Annotated in this window: 14 protein-coding genes; 9 read left to right on the top strand and 5 right to left on the bottom strand. The window is 47.3% G+C overall.

Annotated elements, in window-relative coordinates:
- A partial coding sequence (gene rnhA, locus AAC033_RS14085) for a ribonuclease HI (protein ID WP_339739199.1) occupies positions 1-477 on the bottom strand: 477 nt, incomplete at its 3' end.
- A gap of 115 nt (positions 478-592) precedes the next feature.
- Positions 593-2743 carry a S46 family peptidase gene (locus tag AAC033_RS14080; RefSeq protein WP_339739196.1) on the bottom strand — a complete coding sequence of 717 codons (2151 nt, stop codon included), beginning with the start codon at positions 2741-2743 and terminating at the stop codon, positions 593-595.
- Between the two features lie 279 nt (positions 2744-3022).
- On the opposite strand from AAC033_RS14080, the gene gltX reads away from it, so the two are divergent.
- The 5 genes from gltX (at position 3023) to AAC033_RS14055 (ending at position 9800) form a co-directional block, all read left to right on the top strand.
- Positions 3023-4549, top strand: a complete 1527-nt coding sequence (gene gltX, locus AAC033_RS14075) for a glutamate--tRNA ligase (RefSeq protein ID WP_339739194.1) — start codon at positions 3023-3025, stop codon at positions 4547-4549.
- Positions 4550-4724: 175 nt separating this feature from the next.
- A complete protein-coding gene (locus AAC033_RS14070; RefSeq protein WP_339739192.1) occupies positions 4725-6269 on the top strand; it encodes a TolC family protein in 1545 nt (514 codons plus the stop codon).
- An 82-nt stretch (positions 6270-6351) separates the two neighbouring features.
- Positions 6352-7347 (top strand): efflux RND transporter periplasmic adaptor subunit, encoded by a 996-nt coding sequence (locus AAC033_RS14065; RefSeq protein WP_339739190.1) that lies wholly within the window; start codon positions 6352-6354, stop codon positions 7345-7347.
- A 3-nt stretch (positions 7348-7350) separates the two neighbouring features.
- Positions 7351-8550 carry an ABC transporter permease gene (locus AAC033_RS14060; protein WP_339739188.1) on the top strand — a complete coding sequence of 400 codons (1200 nt, stop codon included), beginning with the start codon at positions 7351-7353 and terminating at the stop codon, positions 8548-8550.
- 26 nt (positions 8551-8576) lie between these two features.
- Positions 8577-9800 carry an ABC transporter permease gene (locus AAC033_RS14055; protein ID WP_339739186.1) on the top strand — a complete coding sequence of 408 codons (1224 nt, stop codon included), beginning with the start codon at positions 8577-8579 and terminating at the stop codon, positions 9798-9800.
- A 63-nt stretch (positions 9801-9863) separates the two neighbouring features.
- Here AAC033_RS14055 and AAC033_RS14050 read toward each other — a convergent pair whose 3' ends face one another.
- The 3 genes from AAC033_RS14050 to AAC033_RS14040 all read right to left on the bottom strand — a co-directional run bounded on the left by AAC033_RS14050 (position 9864) and on the right by AAC033_RS14040 (position 14364).
- A complete protein-coding gene (locus AAC033_RS14050) occupies positions 9864-12083 on the bottom strand; it encodes an amino acid permease (RefSeq protein ID WP_339739184.1) in 2220 nt (739 codons plus the stop codon).
- A 170-nt stretch (positions 12084-12253) separates the two neighbouring features.
- Positions 12254-12919 carry a DUF3267 domain-containing protein gene (locus tag AAC033_RS14045; protein ID WP_339739181.1) on the bottom strand — a complete coding sequence of 222 codons (666 nt, stop codon included), beginning with the start codon at positions 12917-12919 and terminating at the stop codon, positions 12254-12256.
- Positions 12916-14364, bottom strand: coding sequence for an oligosaccharide flippase family protein (locus tag AAC033_RS14040; protein ID WP_339739178.1), 1449 nt, complete (start codon positions 14362-14364; stop codon positions 12916-12918). The genes AAC033_RS14045 and AAC033_RS14040 overlap by 4 nt, the downstream gene beginning before the upstream one ends.
- A gap of 183 nt (positions 14365-14547) precedes the next feature.
- Here AAC033_RS14040 and AAC033_RS14035 point away from each other — a divergent pair, with 183 nt between their 5' ends.
- The 4 genes from AAC033_RS14035 to kbl all read left to right on the top strand — a co-directional run.
- Positions 14548-15675 (top strand): glycosyltransferase family 1 protein, encoded by a 1128-nt coding sequence (locus tag AAC033_RS14035; RefSeq protein WP_339739176.1) that lies wholly within the window; start codon positions 14548-14550, stop codon positions 15673-15675.
- Positions 15676-15687: 12 nt separating this feature from the next.
- Positions 15688-16329 (top strand): ribonuclease HII, encoded by a 642-nt coding sequence (locus AAC033_RS14030; RefSeq protein ID WP_339739174.1) that lies wholly within the window; start codon positions 15688-15690, stop codon positions 16327-16329.
- Between the two features lie 222 nt (positions 16330-16551).
- The gene (locus tag AAC033_RS14025; RefSeq protein WP_339739172.1) at positions 16552-17754 is read left to right on the top strand and encodes a hypothetical protein; all 1203 of its coding nucleotides are present in this window, start codon (positions 16552-16554) and stop codon (positions 17752-17754) included.
- Positions 17755-17937: 183 nt separating this feature from the next.
- A partial coding sequence (kbl, locus tag AAC033_RS14020; protein WP_339739169.1) for a glycine C-acetyltransferase occupies positions 17938-19121 on the top strand: 1184 nt, incomplete at its 3' end.

Below are 19121 nucleotides of genomic sequence, written 5' to 3'. Positions count from 1 at the left end.
ATCTTCTTCCATCTTTGCTTTGAGGTAGCCTTCGTCTTTTTTTAGGTTTCGCCCCATGGATGCTTCAACAGCCAGTTGGTCGCAACGTTCGTTTTCCGGAATTTCGGCATGTCCTTTCACCCAGACAAAGCGCACTTGGTGCAGCTGATAAACTCGAAGAAAACGGGTCCACAAGTCGGCGTTCTTTTTGCCTTTGAACCGTTTTTTAACCCAGCCCCAAAGCCATTTCTTTTCCACTGCATCCACCACGTATTTCGAATCGGAATAAATGGTCACCTGGCAATTGGAGAATTTCAGCGTCTCTAAGGCAACAATCACCGCGAGCAATTCCATGCGGTTGTTGGTGGTGAGGTCAAAGCCTTCGGAAAGTTCCTTGCGGTGCTGCCCTGAAAGCAGGACGACGCCATAGCCGCCGGGGCCCGGGTTGCCACGTGCAGCTCCGTCGGTGTATATGGTTACGCGGGGCGAATTTGCCATGATTTAATTCTTTTGGGCAAAGATACAAATAGAGAAAGGGTGTCCTAGCCGGGCACCCTTTTTCTTGTGTTGTTATTTTGTTTTTCTAAAATGTCCAATCATCAGGACTGGCCATTTATTTCACAATCGTCATCTCTTCAATCAGGTTGGTGGCACCGGCAAACTTGTCGATCGTCCACAGCACAAAACGAATGTCGACATTGATACATTTCTGAAGCTCAGGCTCAAAGGCTATATCACCACTCATCGCTTCCCAGTTGCCGTCGAAGGCCACGCCAATCAGCTCGCCGTTTCCGTTAATCACCGGGCTTCCGGAGTTTCCGCCGGTAATGTCGTTGTTGGTGGTGAAACAAGTATGCAGCGTTCCGTCTTTGTCGACATACTGGCCGTAATCGTTCGCGTAGTACAATTCTTTCAGTCTCGCAGGCACATCAAACTCATCGTCACCCGGGATTTCTTTTTCAATATAGCCTTTCAGCGTGGTGTAATAACTGTAGTGAACGCCATCGCGGGGCACATAGTCGCCAATCGTTCCGTAGGTCAGGCGCATGGTCGAATTGGCATCGGGGTAGAACTTGCGATCCTGCTCCATTTCCATCAGTCCAGCTACAAACAGGCGACGGCCAGTCAGCAGGTCATCTTTTGTTTCGCTCATTTTTGAGCCCAGAATCGACATCATGTCGAAGACATCCAGCGAACTTTGAAAAGCCAGATCCTTTTCCAGGGTCTTCAGTTTCGGATTGTCCAGAAAATCCTCCAAGGCGTCTCGGTTGGCAAACACGGTCTTGTCGAACATTTTCTCCGCGTAAGCCATAAAGTCACCTTTATATTTTGATCTGATTTCTTTGAAAAAATCGGGATGATACGTTGGAACCACGTTTTCCTGAAAAACACGCATCAGTGCGCCTGCAATTTTAGCATCAGTTGCTGCATTGTAATCTTTGAAAAAGTCATCCAGTTCCGCTTTCATTTGAGCCGCATTGATCTCAACCCGTTCTTTGTTGCCCTGCTTCAAGGCTTCAAAAAGGCCCTTGGCGCCATAGCTGAAGTAGAAAATCTCAGGTCCGCGTACCATGGTTTCAACCAAGTATTCGTAGGCTTGCTCGTCGCGGGTATCTTCGTAGGCGGATTCAATCAGGGCTAAGGCCTGTCCGTACTTCTCTTCGCGTGCTTCGTCTTCATTGACCCAGTTGGTAAATTCGTCTTCCAGGGCTTTCTTTTTTTCGATGACCTGCAAGGCATTCAGCCCTTTGTTTTGCCCGATGCTGTATTTGTAATAGTTGGAGCTTCGCGCATGTTTCGAGGCGTATTGAATACGTTCTTTCTGTCCCGAGCTCATGTATTCCTTCAAAATTTCGAGTTTCTTTTCGCGGGCATTAATCCGGGCTTCGTTGGTTCCACTCATGGTGTATTCAATGCCAAACGAAGATTTGTAACGGTTGGTGCTTCCGGGATATCCTAAAACCATCGCAAAATCCCCTTCTTCATAACCTTTCAGCGAAATGGGCAGGTGATGTTTGGGTTGGTAAGGAACATTGTCTTCCGCATAGCTGGCCGGTTTCCCGTCGGGGCCGGCGTAAACCCGAAATAAGGCAAAGTCGCCGGTGTGGCGTGGCCACATCCAGTTGTCGGTGTCGCCGCCAAATTTGCCGATTGACTTTGGAGGGGCGCCTACTAAGCGGACATCGCGGAAGGTTTCGTATACAAACAAGTAGTACCGGTTTCCTTCAAACAGCGACTGTACCCGGGCGTCGTAATGGGTGTCGTCGGTAGCTTCTTTTTGAATTTCGAATGACTTGCGTTGAATGGCCGCATTGCGTTCGGCAAAATTCAAGTCATCTTCCAGTTCTTCAAGAAGCTGGTCGGTTACATCTTCAACGCGAACCAAAAAAGAAACCGTTTTGCCAGGATTTGGCAGTTCCTCTTCCTTTGTTTTCGCCCAAAAACCATCCTGTAAATAATCATTTTCAACCGAGCTGTGGGTTTGAATTTCATCGAACCCACAGTGGTGGTTAGTAAGCAACAGCCCTTGGGCCGATATAAGCTCTCCGGTGCATGATCCACGATCCAGCGCAACGATGGCATCTTTCAAGCTTGAATTATTAATGGAATATATTTCATCAGCTGATAATTCCATCCCCATCTCTTGCATCTCGCCGATATTCAACTTATGAATCAGCGACGGCAACCACATTCCCTCATCTGCTGTGGCCGAACTTTGAAAAATCAGGCTCAGCCCAACAAGCAATACAAAAATCCTCTTCATTCGATATCAGTTATTTATATTTCAAATCTTAAAGAGCGCAAAGATAGACATCTGCCGAATATGGCAAAAAGCTTTTTTCATCTCACGCTTATTTATAACTTTTCTATGAGTTGACGAAATTGGCTTTGCATTACATTTGTCTGATGTTTTTCAAGTTACATTCGACTAAAAAGGACATTCCGAAGATAAAACGGGGCTGTGGAACAACCAGATTATCAGAAGGCTTTTGCCGGTTTTAAATTTCCCTATATTTGCAGTGAAATTTTTTAATCCAAACGAATGAATTCCAGAAAAGTCAGGGTGCGATTTGCCCCAAGTCCGACCGGGCCGCTCCACATGGGGGGTGTCCGTACCGCTTTGTTTAACTACTTGTTTGCCAAAAAACACGGCGGTGATTTTTTGCTCCGCATCGAAGATACCGACCAGGCCCGCTATGTTCAGGGTGCTGAAGAATACATTATTGAAGCACTGAGTTGGTGCGGCTTAAACCCGGTTGAAGGTCCTGGTATTGGAGGCGGTTTTGGCCCGTACCGCCAAAGCGAGCGCAAGGAAATTTACCGCCAGTACGCACAACAGCTGGTGGAGCGCGGCAACGCTTATTATGCGTTTGATACGCCCGAGGAGCTGGACCAGTTGCGCGCGGCTGCGGAAGCTGAGAAACAGGTTTTTTCGTACGATTTACATACCCGCGGAAAGCTGAATAATTCGCTGAATCTTTCGGCCGCAGAAGTGGAGCAAAAGATAACAATGGGCGAACCCCGCATCATCCGGTTTAAAATGCCGGAGAACACCGATGTCATTGAAAAAGATTTAATTCGCGGTGAGGTGAAGTTCAACACCAATCAACTGGATGATAAAGTACTGTTTAAAGCTGACGGCATGCCGACTTACCATTTGGCAAACGTCGTGGACGATCACCTGATGCAAATTACACATGTGATTCGAGGGGAAGAATGGCTACCATCCATGCCGCTGCATATTTTATTGTACGAGGCATTGGGCTGGAGCGAAACCCGGCCGCAGTTCGCACATTTGCCTTTGATTTTGAAACCTACCGGCAAAGGAAAACTGAGCAAGCGCGATGGCGATAAAATGGGTTTTCCGGTTTTCCCACTGAAATGGACTGACCCCAAAACTGGCGACGTGTCGCGTGGGTATCGCGAAGATGGCTATTTCCCCGAAGCCTTTGTGAATTTGTTGGCCTTGCTGGGCTGGAATGCAGGAACCGAGCAGGAATTCTTCACCATGGATGAGCTAATCAGTGAGTTTAGCCTGGAGCGCGTGGTGAAAGCAGGCGCCCGTTTCGATCCGGAAAAAGCCAAGTGGTTCAACCGGCATTACTTTCAGCAAAAGGATGATGCTGTTTTAGCTGCAGCATTCAGGCCTTTGCTGGCCGAAAAGGGCATTGATGCCAGCGAAGAGCGTGTAGTCAAAGTGGTTGGAATCGTAAAGGAACGCTGCGAATTCGTGGCTGAGTTGTGGGAGCAGAGCGATTACTTTTTTGTAGCACCGGAGAGTTATGATGACAAAACTGTAAAAAAGAAGTGGAAAGAAGATACGCCTGAGAAATTGCAGGAGATCACAGCCCTCTTCCAATCGATTGAGCAGTGGGATGCTGCAATTATTAAGGAAGCGTTTTCGAACTTCATGAATGAGAAAGGCTGGGGATTTGGCGTGGTAATGGTTCCTATTCGCCTGGCCTTGGTTGGAACCAGCGCAGGAGCCGACCTGTTCGATATTTGTGAAATCATTGGCAAAACGGAGACGATAAGTCGCATTCAAAAAGCGATAGCAAAAATAGGATAGCGAGAATCTGATTGATGATATGAATTGTATAGCCCGGGCCGAAAACCCGGGCTTTTGTTTGAGTTTAATTGGAGGGCAATGTTAAGTTTTTGTATGTTTGGACGAAAAACGTTTTTTGGTCCAAAAATATTTATTCTCTTTGCACTCAGAAATAATTCAGACAGCAAAACAAGTCATGCTAAAAACAATTAAAACGGCTAATCCACGTATTTTCCTGGGTTTCGTCTTTATCGCCTTTTTGGCACAGTTCCCGTTATATGCGCAACATTCCGAAGTGAAAGCGCTCACATTTGCAGATGTATATGATCAGATGATGGGTGATAGTCACGTACTAAAACAAGCCGAATACCACAAGGATGAGAAAGCGGCTGAGTTTCGTGCTGCAAAAGGTCTGCGAGCCCCAAAAATCAGTCTCACCGGGACTGCGGTTCAAATGTCAGATCCTTTGCACCTGGATTTAACGCCGGTGCGGGATGCGATTACTCCGCTTTATAGTGCCTTAGGCAATTATGGCAATTTTTCGGGCGTGCCCAATCCCGATCCTGCAACCAATCAAATGATGCCGATACTGCCCGACGATAGGAGTACCGCGGCAGTACGAGCCAATTTGTTGGAAGGACTGGATCACGTTAATGCCGCCGAATGGGACCAGATGATTCAAGAGAAGCGATTCGCGTCCTTGAGTGCTTCGGTGGTTTGGCCGGTATTTACCGGAGGAAAAATCAAGGTTGCCAACGAAGCAGCCCGCATTTACGAAGAAGAAGCTGGCTTGCAGAAAGAGCAGAAGCAGGCTGAACTGCTGAGCGAACTGGCAACCCGCTACTATGGCCTGGTGCTGTCGCGCGAAGCTGAGAAGGTTCGCCGGCAAGTGCTTGATGCGATGGAGAGACACCTGTATGATGCGGAGAAACTAAGTGAAGAAGGGCAGATTGCACCCGTTGAGAAGTTGCACGCTGAAGTCGCCAAAGCCGATGCTGAACGAGAACTGAAGAAGGCGCGCCGTCAGTCCGAAATTGTCGAACGCTCGCTTCAAAATACAATGGCCATGGAGCCAGGCGATTCGATCGTGGCGGTCAACCGGCTGTTTGTTTTAAAGGAAATTGGCAAAGAAGAACAGTTTATAGAATTGGCCGAAGCAAATAGTCCTTTGTTGAAACAGATTCTCTCCAAGAAAGAATTGAGCCAGACCGGTGTTAAGCTGGAACAGAGTAATTACCTGCCATCGGTTGCTTTAAGCGGGATGTATGATATTGCCAACAAGGATCTTTCGCCCTATACTCCCGAGTGGCTGGTAGGCTTGGGATTGAAATGGACGCTGTTTGATGGTGTGGCTCGCACCCGCAAGGTACAGGCTGCCAGGTTTCGGGTTAATCAGGTAGAAGAAGCCGGGTTGAAAGCACAGGATGATATTGAAACGGTCATCCGAAAACTTCATCAACAACTGGGGATGCAATTGGAGCAGCACCAAAGCCTGACTAAGTCACTGACTTTTGCTGAAGCGTATCTGGAAAGTAAGGACATGGCTTTTCATGAAGGACTCGCGACCTCAGCCGATGTTGTGGATGCCCGATTGTTGGTTGCCCGGTTTAAGATTGAGCAATTGCAGGCTATGTATCAATATGATGTCGCTCTGGCTGCGCTTATGCAGATCTGCGGCGTGCCGGCTCAATTCAACAACTACCTCACCAGCGATTTGGTAATTACTCAAACGATTGACTAATAATTAAAGTCGCAAGCGAATTAACAAAATAACATGAAGCGACCATGTTTTGGAACACCATTAATAAACTAAGTTTTTTGGAATGAATAAGACCAGAAATTTTATCATCGGCTTGTTTTTGACAGCCTTATTGCTTTTTATCCTGTATACGACCTGGCTGATTACCCGGCCTGTTCCTGTTGAAATTCAGGGTGAAATTGAAGCAACTCAATTTCGGGTAGCCTCGAAAATTCCGGGGCGAATTGATGCCATTGCCGTTCGCAAAGGACAACAGGTGCAAAAGGGCGATTTTTTGTTTTCAATCAAAAGTCCTGAGATTGAAGCCAAACTGCAACAGGCAACAGCGGCCCGAAGTGCTGCCGAAGCTCAGAGCCTGAAGGCGCAGCATGGCGCGCAACAAGAAGATATTCAGGCCGCTTACAGCAGTTATTTGAAGGCGGAAGCTGCTGCTCGTTTGTACGAAAAGACTTTTCAACGGGTATCCAACTTGTTTGACGCCGGTGTGGTGGCGGAACAAAAGAAAGATGAAGCCGAAACCCAGATGGAGGCTTCGCGGGAAACAGCCAATGCCGCCAAGGCAATTTGGGAGAAGGCCAGAAAAGGAGCCCGAAGTGAGGATAAGGATGCGGCTGAAGCCATGGTCGCCAAAGCTGAAGGAGCAATTGCCGAAGTGGAGTCCTACCTTAGCGAAACCCGGATCAGTGCTCCGGCCAGCGGCGAGATTTCCAACATCATTTCTGAAGAAGGGGAGCTTGTGCCTACCGGTTTTCCAGTGGTCACCATTCATGATTTGTCGGACAGCTGGGCAACATTTTTCATTCGGGAGGATCTAATGTCCGATATCCGAATGGCAAGTAAAATCAAAGCGACGGTTCCTGCAATAGGAAATCAGGAAGTTGTGTTTCAGGTCAATTACATCAGCCCACTGGCCGATTTTGCGACCTGGACTTCCACCAAAACCTCGGGTGGCTTCGATGTAAAATCGTTTGAGATCCACGCGGCGCCAGTCCAACCTGTTGACGGTTTACGCCCGGGAATGAGCGTCCTAATTAATTGGAAACAATTTGAGGAGAAGTAAAACATGAGCCGGAACAAGCAAGCAGGTTATTTTTACAGGAACCCGTTTTTTAGGGTACTTTTCCGGGAAGTCGACCGGATGTGCGGTTCCTTCGTTTACCTGTTTACGACTTTACTGGGGCCTCTTTTTGCCTTTGTTTTATTACTGGCCATCTTTAATGAGGGAGTCCCCCGCAACCTGTCGGTGGCCTTGGTTGATCAGGATAATTCAAACTTGTCGCGCAAAATGGGGATGTGGATCGATGCTGCTCCTGAGGCAGAGGTAAGCCTGCGCATGCCAAATCTGGCGGAGGCTTATCACCAAATGGAAACCGGCCATATTGATGCCGTGGTGCTTATTCCGAAGGAAACCGAAAAGAACATCCTGAAAGGCGTGCAGCAAGAGATTCCGGTATTTGTTAACAATGCCAACATGCTAAAAGGCGGATACCTGCAAAAAGGGATCTATAAAACGCTGGCAACATTGTCGGGAGGAATAAAAGTGCAGGTGGCTATGAAGCATGGCTTGTCAGAAAGGCAGGCCATGGAGCAGGCGCAACCTGTCAAACTGCATCAGCACATACTTTTTAACCCCTTTGGTAACTATGCTTATTTTCTGTTGACCGCACTGCTGCCTCTTATGCTGGTCGTATTTACCCTGCTCAGCACGGTGTACGCCGTTGGAACCGAAGTCAGAGATGGGAGCGGACCGCAGTGGCTCGAACAATCGGAAGGAAGTCTGATTGTTGGTATCGCAGGTAAGGTAACTCCTTATACCTTTTTGTTTGTCTTCATTGCCATGGTGATGAACATGATTCTATTTGTGCAGATGGGAACTCCCTTGCGTGGGGAATTCCTGTTGATTGCGCTGGGGGAATTGGCTTTGATTATGGCCTATCAAATGTTGGGTGTTTTGCTGGTTGCCGTCACAAGTAATTTACGCCTGGCCTTGTCATTGGGAAGCGCTTACTCGATGATGGCGCTAACCTTCTCCGGATTAACATTTCCACAGTTTGCGATGCCGGCCCTGGCCAGTGCATTTACCTGGCTTTTCCCATTTACTTATTGGGTGAAGTTGTTTATTTCTCAGGCGCTTCGGGGAGAGGCGGTGGTTTATGGAATCGGTTTTTTAGCGATTCTGCCATTGTTTATCGGATTGCCAGTCTTGTGTTTCCCTCGTTTAAAACGTATTCTTCAAAACGAAAGATTCTGGGGGAAAGTTTAGGCCAGGAGCCATTAGTGATGATTGATATGAAGAAACTATTCAAAAAATTAAGAACAGGAATTCGCATGACCGGTCAATTCTATCAGGAGGAGATGAAAGACATTCTGAAAGACCGGGGTGCCTTGCTCATTTTGTCCGGGGCAATCATCATCTATTCCTTGATTTATGCTTATGCCTACCAAACGGAGGTTGTGCGCGAAGTTGAGACGATTGTGGTTGACTTGGATCGCAGCGCCTCAAGTCGCCAGTTGATCCGCATGGTTGATGCCACCGAGGAGGTCAAAATCATTCGCTCGGTGGCCAGTATGAAGGAAGCCCGCGATATCTTTTTCGAAGGCGGACAGGTAGGCGGCATCGTCTTGATTCCATCAGGTTTTGAGAAAGACTTGTTCGGAGGAGTCCAAGCCGATGTTGCAGTGTATGCTGATGGGAGTTATTTTTTAATTTACCGGCAATTGCTTGGAGCAGCGGTTAAATCGGTAGGCACTTTTTCAGCCGGCGTTGAAATTAAACGACTGCTGGCCGAAGGCAAAGTGGATGAACAGGCGACGGCTGCCCGCGATCCCTTATCGGCAGACCTCCATTTCTGGTTTAATCCTTCGTCAGGCTATGGCAGTTTTATCATGCCCGGCCTGATTCTGATTATTCTGCAACAAACCCTGCTGATCGGTATTGGAATGATTGGTGGTACCAGCAAGGAAAAGAATCGTCACAGTTTCCAGGTGCCGGTAGCTTTGCAACGCGGAGGTGTCTTTCCGCTCTTGTTTGGAAAAAGTTTGAGTTACCTGACTATCTACAGTATCAATAGTGTGTTTGCCATGGTATTGCTCCATCATTGGTTCGATTACCCCAACCAGGGCAGCTACCTGGATGTAATGTCGCTCACCTTGTTGTTTTTACTTTCGGTCATTTTTATGGGAATTACAGTCTCCGTGCTTTTCAAAAACCGTGAATCGTCCATTTTACTCATGGTATTCTTATCCCCTATTGTCTTGTTTTTAAGCGGAATTAGCTGGCCGGCTGGTTCGATTCCTCCTTTGCTGTACAAAGCGGCGCATATTTTTCCATCCACCATCATGGTGCCGGCCTATCTGCGCATCCGCGATCTGGGGGTCGATTTGGCCAATGTCCGGCAGGAGTATTTATTGCTGCTGGGGCAAACCTGTTTTTATTTTCTTACCGCTTCATTGGCTTTGTACTTCGAAACCCGGCATAACCGCCGGCAGGCGGAAAAAGAAATTTCTGTTTAGCCCGTCTAACAGAACCCAAATAAGTTCTTTTTGACTTCCACTGAAAGCCAGATCGAACCAAGGCTATTCAATCACCTTTTCGTCGTGGCTGTTCACAAAAAGCATTGTTCCGATGTTGTTAAAGCCCTGGAATAATGGTGCGCCCTGGTGTTTCAGGTGGTCGCCACGGAAGCCCAGGATAACTAATCCCGCATCGGACGAGCGTTGATTGATCATTTCGCGGATGCCGATCTCCGGGTTTTCTTCCAGAAATTCAATGTTATTCAGGGTGATTGGCAAGCGCCCCCGGATAATCAGGTCCTGCAAATGCATTTTGGTCTTTTCAACTTCACCTGGTTTCGATATGTCAAAAATTTTGATTGAATTCTTTTTCCAATCCGGATGGGCATAAATGATAAAACTCAGCAAGATCATCAGGTTAGCATTAGACTCATCGCTTCGTTTGAGCCACAAATGGATATCTCGACCGGTATCAATTGGTTGTCTTCCGGTTCGCAAGATTAAGACATCGAAATTGCCGGCATTGACCAAGGCGTAATTCTCGATTATTCGTTTGAGCCCTTTTTCATCGTTGATTTCATTGTCAAAAATAAGCATGTTATTCTCCAGGCCTGCAATCCCGGGTAACTGGACAGCCTGCGCTATAGCGGAGGTATAGGACGGTGAAATCATGGTATCAACATAGACGTGGCTTTCAATCCTGCCAAATTGAAGAATCAGCTTGTCCAGTGTTTCTTTGGCTTGTTGGTTTGAAGATTTAGAGAAGTAACCGGGTATGAGGTGGATGTAAGTTCCAAATCCATACTTGTATGAAAGCCAGTTAAGCAAACGAAAAGCTTCTTTACGCTCGAATGTTTCATCCGAAATACAGATGCAGCTTGGGCGCCATTCGGTGAATGAAGTCCGCTTCCGCGCGTTTTGAAGATAGACCTGTAAGTTTCGGTTCAATTGAAAAATGGCATTGGTGAAAATAATCTCCAGGCCTTTTCTGTCTTTGTGGTAGTGATTCACCATCAAATAGATAGCCGTCATGCCTGCAAGCGAAACAAAGGCATAAAGGGCATCAATTTTGAACATGACAAACAGCGCAACCACAAAGCCCAGGAGCGAAAAATACCAGCGGGACTTAAACGAAGGACGGTAGGAAGGTGAGGCACCGAAGTGGTTTAGAAATGAAATGAGACAAAGTGAGCCGTAAGTCACCATGAAAAACATGGAAATGATTCCGGCCACGACATTCACATTTCCGGCAGCCACAAAAATAAAAGCGATGACAATGGTTGCCAGGGTCGCATTAAACGGTTCGTTGTTCTTCTTATCATTCATTCGAAGATAAGCATTGAGCCGCAAACTCGGGAAGGAGCGGTCGGTGGCCAGTGCCTGAAGCGTCCGCGGAGCTACCATAATCGAGCCAATGGCAGATGAAAGCGTGGAGGCAGCCAATCCGATCGGAATGATAATGCTTCCCCCCAAGGCGACCTTGCCCATGATCAACTGTTGCTCAATCAGGTCCGTCTCGCTGGCTGATGACGCTAATTTCCAGGCGATAAAAAGGTAAACAATCATGCCTGAGAAAGTGGCCAGGGTAGTGCCAAGTGGAATAGATTTGGCCGGGTTTTTCAACTCACCCGAAAGCCCAACACCCGCGGTCATGCCTGTAAATGCAGGGAATATAATGGCAAAAACGATGAAAAACTGGTTCATGTTCCGCATGTCAGCCGAAAAAATGGAGAACGTGTTATCTTCAGAATAATTGGTTGTTCCGGCAAAAAAAAGGATGAGCGCCAAAGCCAAAATACCGACGATGATGTAGAGGGTTTTCACCCCCATTGAGGCGCCTTTTTTGAGCATGAGGAACGAGAGTCCGGCCATAGCCGGAAGGCTGATGGCCTGCCGCGGAAGCGTAAAATCGTAATTGACCTGCAGGTAATGAAAGAGAAATTCGAAGGATTCGGTAAACGCGATGACATAAAATGCGACGCTAATGGCCTGCGACATGTAGAGCGCAATGCCGACCGTTGCCCCGATGTTTAATCCAAACGAACGGGAAATAATGAAATATTCGCCACCGCCTTCAACGCGTTTGTTGGTGGCAATTTCAGAAATAGCCAGTGCTGTAGGGATGGTTACCAAGTGACCGAGTAAGATGATCAAGACCACACCCCAAAAACCGAGGGTGCCAACACCGTATCCAAAACGTAAAAACAAAATGGCTCCGAGGATGGTGGCCATGGCCGTGAAATACACCGGAGCAGTACCAAAATCTTTCTTGTTTACAGACATCGTTTCGTTTCTTTTTGTGTGACAACAAAGCCGGGCCTTTTTTGATCAATTCACGTTTTTACTTGCTTTGCCTTTACCATAAAGGCTCGTTTATCCGTAGCACAAGATATTAAATTGAATTTAGCCCTAAGGCGTTTTTGTACGAAATATTTTCTGGTGGGCGTATCTGTCTATTTGCGATCATCACGCCAAATCGTGTTAGTTTTCCTGAAATAAAAAAAGGTCTTCCGTTGGCTAAGGTCATCGTAATTGTAAATTTCCTTGTCGGGATGCAGCTTATAGAAAGCCAGCATAGCCAAATCGCCGGCGCAAAATAACGAGTGAATGCACATCAAACTGATAAAGAAGTAAGCGAGCGAGCCTGACCAAAAGAGAATCGCTCCCAGCAGGCTGACTGCCTTCACCACCCAAAACGGAGCCAGCGCCACAAACCGGAAAGTAGGGTAGTCAATTACTTTTTGATCGACCCCGGCATAAAAAATAAACTTGCTCCAGATCGCCCCAAATTGCACTTTGCCAGTTCCGCGTAAGAGAAAGGCGCCCGCATGAATCAATTCATGCAAAACAATGAGCAAAGTAAACGCAAAGAGCACAGCGCCCGCCATCGCAATCACTGGCTGGCTGATACCTTTGGTGTACAAGACAATCCCCTTCACCAAAAGAAACAGGAAAAGGGCAATCATGCTGATTTGGTAAATTGAGTATAGCCGGATAAGTTCTTTTTCGCGCGCGATTTGCTCAAATATAAACTGTTTGATATGCAGGTGATCCACTTCAGCAAGCAGTTCAAAATCATCGCTTTCAATTAAGTCTTTTGGAGTTAACCGGTGCTTCATTCAGGATCGTTTTTCAGGATTAAATATAAGGTTTTCAGCGAAATCAGGCGGCTGATAAAAGCATAGGCAATGCCAGCCATAAGCAACAGTAAAAATCCAATGGCCCAACGATCAACATACAAAGACAGTTTGCCGGCTAAAATGGAGAACAAGGTGAAACCAATCAGTTTCAAAATGAGTCGGTAGTTGATCCGGAGTTTGAAAAGGGATGTGGCAATACCCACTTGAGCCACAGCTGTTACGAGTTGTGTGATGAGGGCGGCATAGGCCGATCCCAGCGCTTGTATGTGGGGAATCAGAACCAGGTTGAGAATGATATTGATTAACATGCCTCCGAAAGCCATCAGGTTGAGTTGCTTCAAATTTCCATTTGCAGTAAGCAAACTGCCAAAGATGTAGGTGGTGGCGATGCCCGTAAAGCCAATCATCAAAATTCCTAGAATGGGAGCCGACTGTCCGATATGTTCGTGATACAGCAGCTGCATGATTTGCTGTCCGTAAAAGTTGGCCGCCACACCAATAAGAATCGCCGGAACGATAATCAGCAAATAAGCCAGTTGCACGAGTTGAACCAGATCATCGCGCTGCTTGATCATGCGTGCAAAGATGGGTAGCAACAAGCCGGCAAACAAAGCGCCAAACATGGCAAAAGCATCCAGCAAGCGGAAAGCCTGAGCGTAAATTCCGGCCTGCATTTTTCCAATGGGGTCGGGAAGCAGGCGCTCGAGCATGACCGAGTCAATCCGGTTGTAGAACGACATCAACAAAATGAGCAGGGCGAAGGGGTAGCTTTGCTTCAGGATGAGTCGGATGTAGCGCAGATCGACTTGAAGGCGGATGGTTTTGGCGTAATGCAGCACCGTGATAAAAGTGATGAGTGTCGCAAAAAGATAAGCCGCCGATTGCGCGTAAACAAACCAGCTGATGGAGAAATAGCCACCAAACCAGTTGGTAAACAGCAGGATGCTGCAAAATAGAATCATCAGGCTGCGGTCGAGTACCGAGAGTAAGCTGTCGGTTTGGAACAGGTGCAAGCCGCTGATGTTGGAGCGCAGGTAGAAGGTGAAGGAGATCAGAAACTGGTTGAAAATCAGAAAAAACAACAGGTGAAACTGAACCTGGTTGTATCCGATGATTGCGGCAAGAACAAGGCAAACTGCAGCATAGCCAACAGCCAGCATGAATTTCAGCCCGACAATGTTGTTCAGGTATTTATGTAGCAAATGACTGTGTCGGGCAATGTTGCGGTTGTTGAAATTGGTGATTCCCAAATCAAGCAAAATATTCAGGATCATCGAAAAGTTAAGCAGCGAAAAATACAGGCCATAGCTTTCGGCCCCTACCACATTTTGCACCGTTCGGTCAATTCCAAAGATCCAAAAGGGTTTGATTAAAAGGTTGAGAAAGAGCAGCAGGATTAGATTGGTGACAAATTTGCGTTTCAACAGTCGTTGCTTTATCCGATTAATTTGGTTAAAAATAAGCAATTTTTAGGCAGACTTTGTACATTTGGGTTGAAATCTAAGGTCGCGAACCGACGGCCTGTTCTTCACCGAACGCAGAGCGGAACATAAAAGCAGAAGTGTGACGATCGTTGGTTCTCAGTCGTTAAATAATCCGGAAATCATATGCTTATTGCGGTAAACGCGCGTTTGTTACAGAAAGGAAAACTCGAGGGAATTGGCTGGTTCACGCATGAGATGCTTTCCCGAATCACCAAAAACCATCCCGAGCACCTATTTTTGTTTTTATTTGACCGGCCGTATGCTGATGAATTCATTTTTTCGGAGAATGTGACACCGCTTGTGATTTCGCCACCTACACGCCATCCCGTGCTTTGGTATGTTTGGTTTGAATGGATGATTCCGCGCGTGCTGAAAAAGTACCATGCCGACTTGTTTCTCTCGCCTGATGGGTACTTGTCATTAAGTTCCAATGTGAAACAATTGGCGGTGATTCATGATATCAACTTCGCACATCGCCCGCAGGATCTACCTTGGCTGATGGCGAAGTACTACAATTTCTTTTTTCCAAAGTTTGCCAAACGGGCTTGCCGGATTGCTACGGTTTCCAAATATTCGAAAACAGATATCAGTCAATCCTATGGTATCAGCTCCGATTTGATCGATGTGGTTTATAATGGTGTTAACGAACGATACCAGCCAACTTCCGAAGAAGAAAAAGAAAGGACACGCCAAAAAATTGCGAGTGGAAGCCCGTATTTTTTGTCCATCGGGTCCCTGCATCCGCGCAAAAATATTGACGGATTGTTGCGGGCGTATGACGAATTTCGAAATGCCGGAAACGCAGAAGCCAAGCTGGTAATTGCCGGCGGCGAGTTGTTTAAAACAGCCGAAATCCGGAAGACATTGAAAAGCATGCGCTTTAAAAATGAGGTGATTTTTACCGGGCGCCTTTCGGATGAGGATTTACACCAGCTTTTGGCGGCGGCCCTGGCGCTGACCTTCGTTTCTTTCTTCGAAGGGTTTGGCATTCCGGTGCTGGAAGCAATGCGTACCGGGGTTCCGGTCATTTGCTCCAATACCAGTTCGTTGCCTGAGGTGGGTGGAGAGGCCGTGCTGTTTGTCGATCCGTTTGACGGGCGGCAAATTACCGCCGCTATGCAACGAATCGCCGACGATGAAAATCTTCGTGTGGAACTGATTGCCAAAGGACATGTGCAGCAGCAGAAATTCAGTTGGGATCGAACGGCCAACCGATTGTGGGAAAGTATTCAGCAATGTTTAAATGCCTGAACCGGATAGTGGATGAGAAAGTTGAAAAAAGCGAGAACACCAATTCGAAAAGCTATTTTGCAAGGCTGCTTAATGGAAGGCCGCACCGAGGCTGGTTGCGACGAAGCGGGGCGGGGCTGCCTGGCCGGGCCGGTGTTTGCAGCTGCGGTGATCTTGCCTGCCGGATTCGAAAATGATTTGCTAAACGACTCTAAAAAGCTGAGCGAAAAGCAGCGTGACCAGCTGCGCCCCTTGATCGAAGAACAGGCTTTGGCTTTTGGAGTGGGTGTGGTTAGTAACCAGGAGGTGGATCAGATCAATGTGCTGAACGCCTCTTTTTTAGCCATGCACCGTGCGGTGGAGCAACTGAGTCTGAAGCCCGAACACCTGCTGATTGATGGCAACCGCTTCCGGCCTTATCCCGAAATTGCCCACGACTGCATCATCAAAGGCGACGGTAAATTCCTGTCGATTGCGGCAGCCTCTGTTTTGGCCAAAACCTACCGCGACGATTACATGAACCGTTTGCATGAGGAATTTCCGGAGTATCAATGGCTGAAAAATAAAGGTTACCCCACCAAAGCGCATCGCGAAGCGATTCGTAAACTCGGACCAACGCCCTATCACCGTCTAAGCTTTCGCCTGTTGGAAGAGCAGCTAAAACTAGACTTGTAGTTGAGTTCTCGTTTTTGACTGATTTCAGTTCGATCGGTTGTTGTATGTGGTTGCGTGATTGAATTTCCAAATGTTTGTTAACGTGGGTTTCAATCCTGCCAAGGGTTTTGCAAATTTGCAGTCAAACAGTCTGTTTGATCAGGCTGAATAAAAACCAATCAACCAAATTGCCCGATGAAAATTTGTCAGTTACCTGTCGTAGCCTTTATTACACTTGCTTTAATGTTACTTTCCTCATCTCTTTTTGCCAAAGTCCCCGATGGGGAACCAGTTGATGTGAACGTGTTTTTCGACACCCAAGGAATCGATGTAACGCATATCCGCCAGGAAGTTAAACATATTAATTTCGCGCGAACCAGTGAGTCGGCCAATGTTCATCTGCTGAGCACCTTGGAACGTACCGGAGGAAGTGGCCGGCAATATGTCTTTTATTTTATTGGCTTGCGCGAATTTGAAGGACTCAACGATACCCTTTACTATTTTTCGTCGCCCGATAAAACAGGATCCGAAATTCGCGATGATTACACCAACATGATCCGGCTGGGTCTGGCCCGCTATTTGGCGCGTGGCTCGCATGTGGTCGATGTTAAGTTTAATGGCGAAACGGAGATGAATTACACTCCGGAACAGGACAAATGGAATAACTGGGTGTTTGGGATCCATACAAGAACCAATGTAAATGGCGAGGAAACGGAGCGGGAGTTCGACTTCGACATCGCCATTGATGTGGAACGAATTACCCCGGAATGGCGTTTCGAATTTGATGTCGACAACAATTACGATGAAGACTGGTATGAAAATGATGGCGATGAAATCACCGCCAAACGAACCTATCAGAGCTTCGAAAGTCTGGTAGTAAAGAGCATTGGCGACCACATGGCCGTTGGTCTGAAATCAGGCGTATCGTCGAGTAGCTATAGCAACATTAAGTTGAATTACTGGGCATTTCCTGCCGTTGAATACAACCTTTACCCATACGAACTTTCCAGCCGGAAGCAACTGCGTATTTCCTATTTTCTGGGCTACAACGGCCGACAATACATGGATACGACCATGTTTAATAAACTGGAGGAAGACCTTGTTCGTCAGACTTTCGCGGTGGCTTATAAAGTGCAGGAAAAATGGGGGTCGGCTTACACCTCGCTTTCGGGAAACACGTATTTCCATGATTTCAATAAAAATAGCCTGGCCATTTATTCTGGCCTTTATTTGCGGGTTTGGAAAGGACTATCGTTCAATGTATCCGGAAATTATTCAATCATCAACGACCGGTTGTCAATCCTGAAAAGTGAAGCTACCATGGAAGAAATTTTGTTGAAGCAGGTTCAGCAGGCCACAGCATACCGCTACCAGCTTCAGGTGGGCTTGTCATTTACCTTTGGTTCGCTCTACAATAATGTAGTCAATCCGCGCTTAAAGGGATAGGGAAATTATTCCGGTTCCGCTGCAGCGACTATTCCATGTTTAGCTCAATGCGCATAGTCTGGCTTTTAAATCAATCCGGGCAATCTGTTTTTTATCACTTTTTATTTTGTGCTTATTTGATTACTTTGAAGGACATTCATGAACAAGTAATTTGATTCGTTTAACCTTCTAAATAAGCCAACGATGTACGGAAAAATAAAAGAAGACTTACAGCAAACCCTGGAAGAACTCAAGGCGCAGGGACTTTATAAAACCGAACGCATCATCACTTCCTCTCAAAGTTCGGGAATCCGGGTGGGCACCGATAGGCAGGTGCTAAACTTTTGCGCCAACAACTACCTGGGGCTCGCCAATCATCCGGAGGTGGTTACAGCTGCCCAGAATATCATGACCGACTGGGGATTCGGGCTTTCGTCGGTGCGCTTTATTTGTGGTACGCAGGCCATTCACAAAGAACTGGAGCAGAAAACCTCCGAGTTTTTGGGCACCGAAGACACCATTTTGTATTGTGCAGCCTTTGATGCCAACGGTGGCGTATTTGAACCTTTGCTTGGCGACGATTCAGCCATTATTTCGGATGAGCTGAACCATGCCTCCATTATCGATGGGGTACGTTTGTGCAAAGCCCAGCGCTTTCGCTACAAACACTCGAATATGGAAGAGCTGGAACGTTGCCTGATCGAAAGTCAGTCGGCCAAATACCGGCTGGTGGTTACTGATGGCGTTTTCTCCATGGATGGTGACCTGGCCAAACTGCCCGAGATTGTGGCTTTGTGTGAACAGTACGATGCCCTGGTCATGGTGGATGATTCGCATGCATCGGGCTACATTGGCGCTACCGGTCGCGGAACGGCCGAACACTTTGGCTTGCTGGGAAAAATCGACATCATCACCACCACCTTTGGAAAGGCACTGGGCGGTGGCAATGGCGGCTGCACGTCGGGCCGCAAGGAGATTATCGAGATGCTGCGCCAGCGTTCACGCCCATATTTATTTTCCAACACCTTGGCCCCGGCTACCGTTGGCGCGACCCTGAAAGTACTCGACATGCTGACCGCCTCTTCGGAACTGCAAAACCGGACGATGGAAAATGCCAATCGCTTCCGAAGTAAAATGGAAGCAGCCGGCTTCGACCTGGTGAAAGGCGAAACAGCCATTGTTCCGGTGATGCTCTACGACGCGCCGCTCGCCGTCAAATTCGCTGACCAACTGCTGGAAGAAGGCATCTACGTCATTGGCTTTGTTTATCCGGTAGTACCCAAAGGCAAGGCCCGCATCCGCGTGCAACTGTCGGCTGCCCACACCAACGAACAGATCGATCAGGCAGTTGAGGCATTTATCAAAGTGGGTAAGGTGCTGGAGGTGAT

The sequence above is a fragment of the uncultured Sunxiuqinia sp. genome (genome assembly GCF_963974515.1).
In the GTDB taxonomy this organism is placed as follows: domain Bacteria; phylum Bacteroidota; class Bacteroidia; order Bacteroidales; family Prolixibacteraceae; genus Sunxiuqinia.
This window is presented reverse-complemented; position numbering and strand designations above follow the sequence as displayed.

Coding starts and splice junctions, on each gene's coding strand:
- AAC033_RS14080 (WP_339739196.1), bottom strand. CDS start 2,743: ATGAAGAGGATTTTTGTATTGCTTGTTGGGCTGAGCCTGATTTTTCAA.
- gltX (WP_339739194.1), top strand. CDS start 3,023: ATGAATTCCAGAAAAGTCAGGGTGCGATTTGCCCCAAGTCCGACCGGG.
- AAC033_RS14070 (WP_339739192.1), top strand. CDS start 4,725: ATGCTAAAAACAATTAAAACGGCTAATCCACGTATTTTCCTGGGTTTC.
- AAC033_RS14065 (WP_339739190.1), top strand. CDS start 6,352: ATGAATAAGACCAGAAATTTTATCATCGGCTTGTTTTTGACAGCCTTA.
- AAC033_RS14060 (WP_339739188.1), top strand. CDS start 7,351: ATGAGCCGGAACAAGCAAGCAGGTTATTTTTACAGGAACCCGTTTTTT.
- AAC033_RS14055 (WP_339739186.1), top strand. CDS start 8,577: ATGAAGAAACTATTCAAAAAATTAAGAACAGGAATTCGCATGACCGGT.
- AAC033_RS14050 (WP_339739184.1), bottom strand. CDS start 12,083: ATGTCTGTAAACAAGAAAGATTTTGGTACTGCTCCGGTGTATTTCACG.
- AAC033_RS14045 (WP_339739181.1), bottom strand. CDS start 12,919: ATGAAGCACCGGTTAACTCCAAAAGACTTAATTGAAAGCGATGATTTT.
- AAC033_RS14035 (WP_339739176.1), top strand. CDS start 14,548: ATGCTTATTGCGGTAAACGCGCGTTTGTTACAGAAAGGAAAACTCGAG.
- AAC033_RS14030 (WP_339739174.1), top strand. CDS start 15,688: ATGAGAAAGTTGAAAAAAGCGAGAACACCAATTCGAAAAGCTATTTTG.
- AAC033_RS14025 (WP_339739172.1), top strand. CDS start 16,552: ATGTTACTTTCCTCATCTCTTTTTGCCAAAGTCCCCGATGGGGAACCA.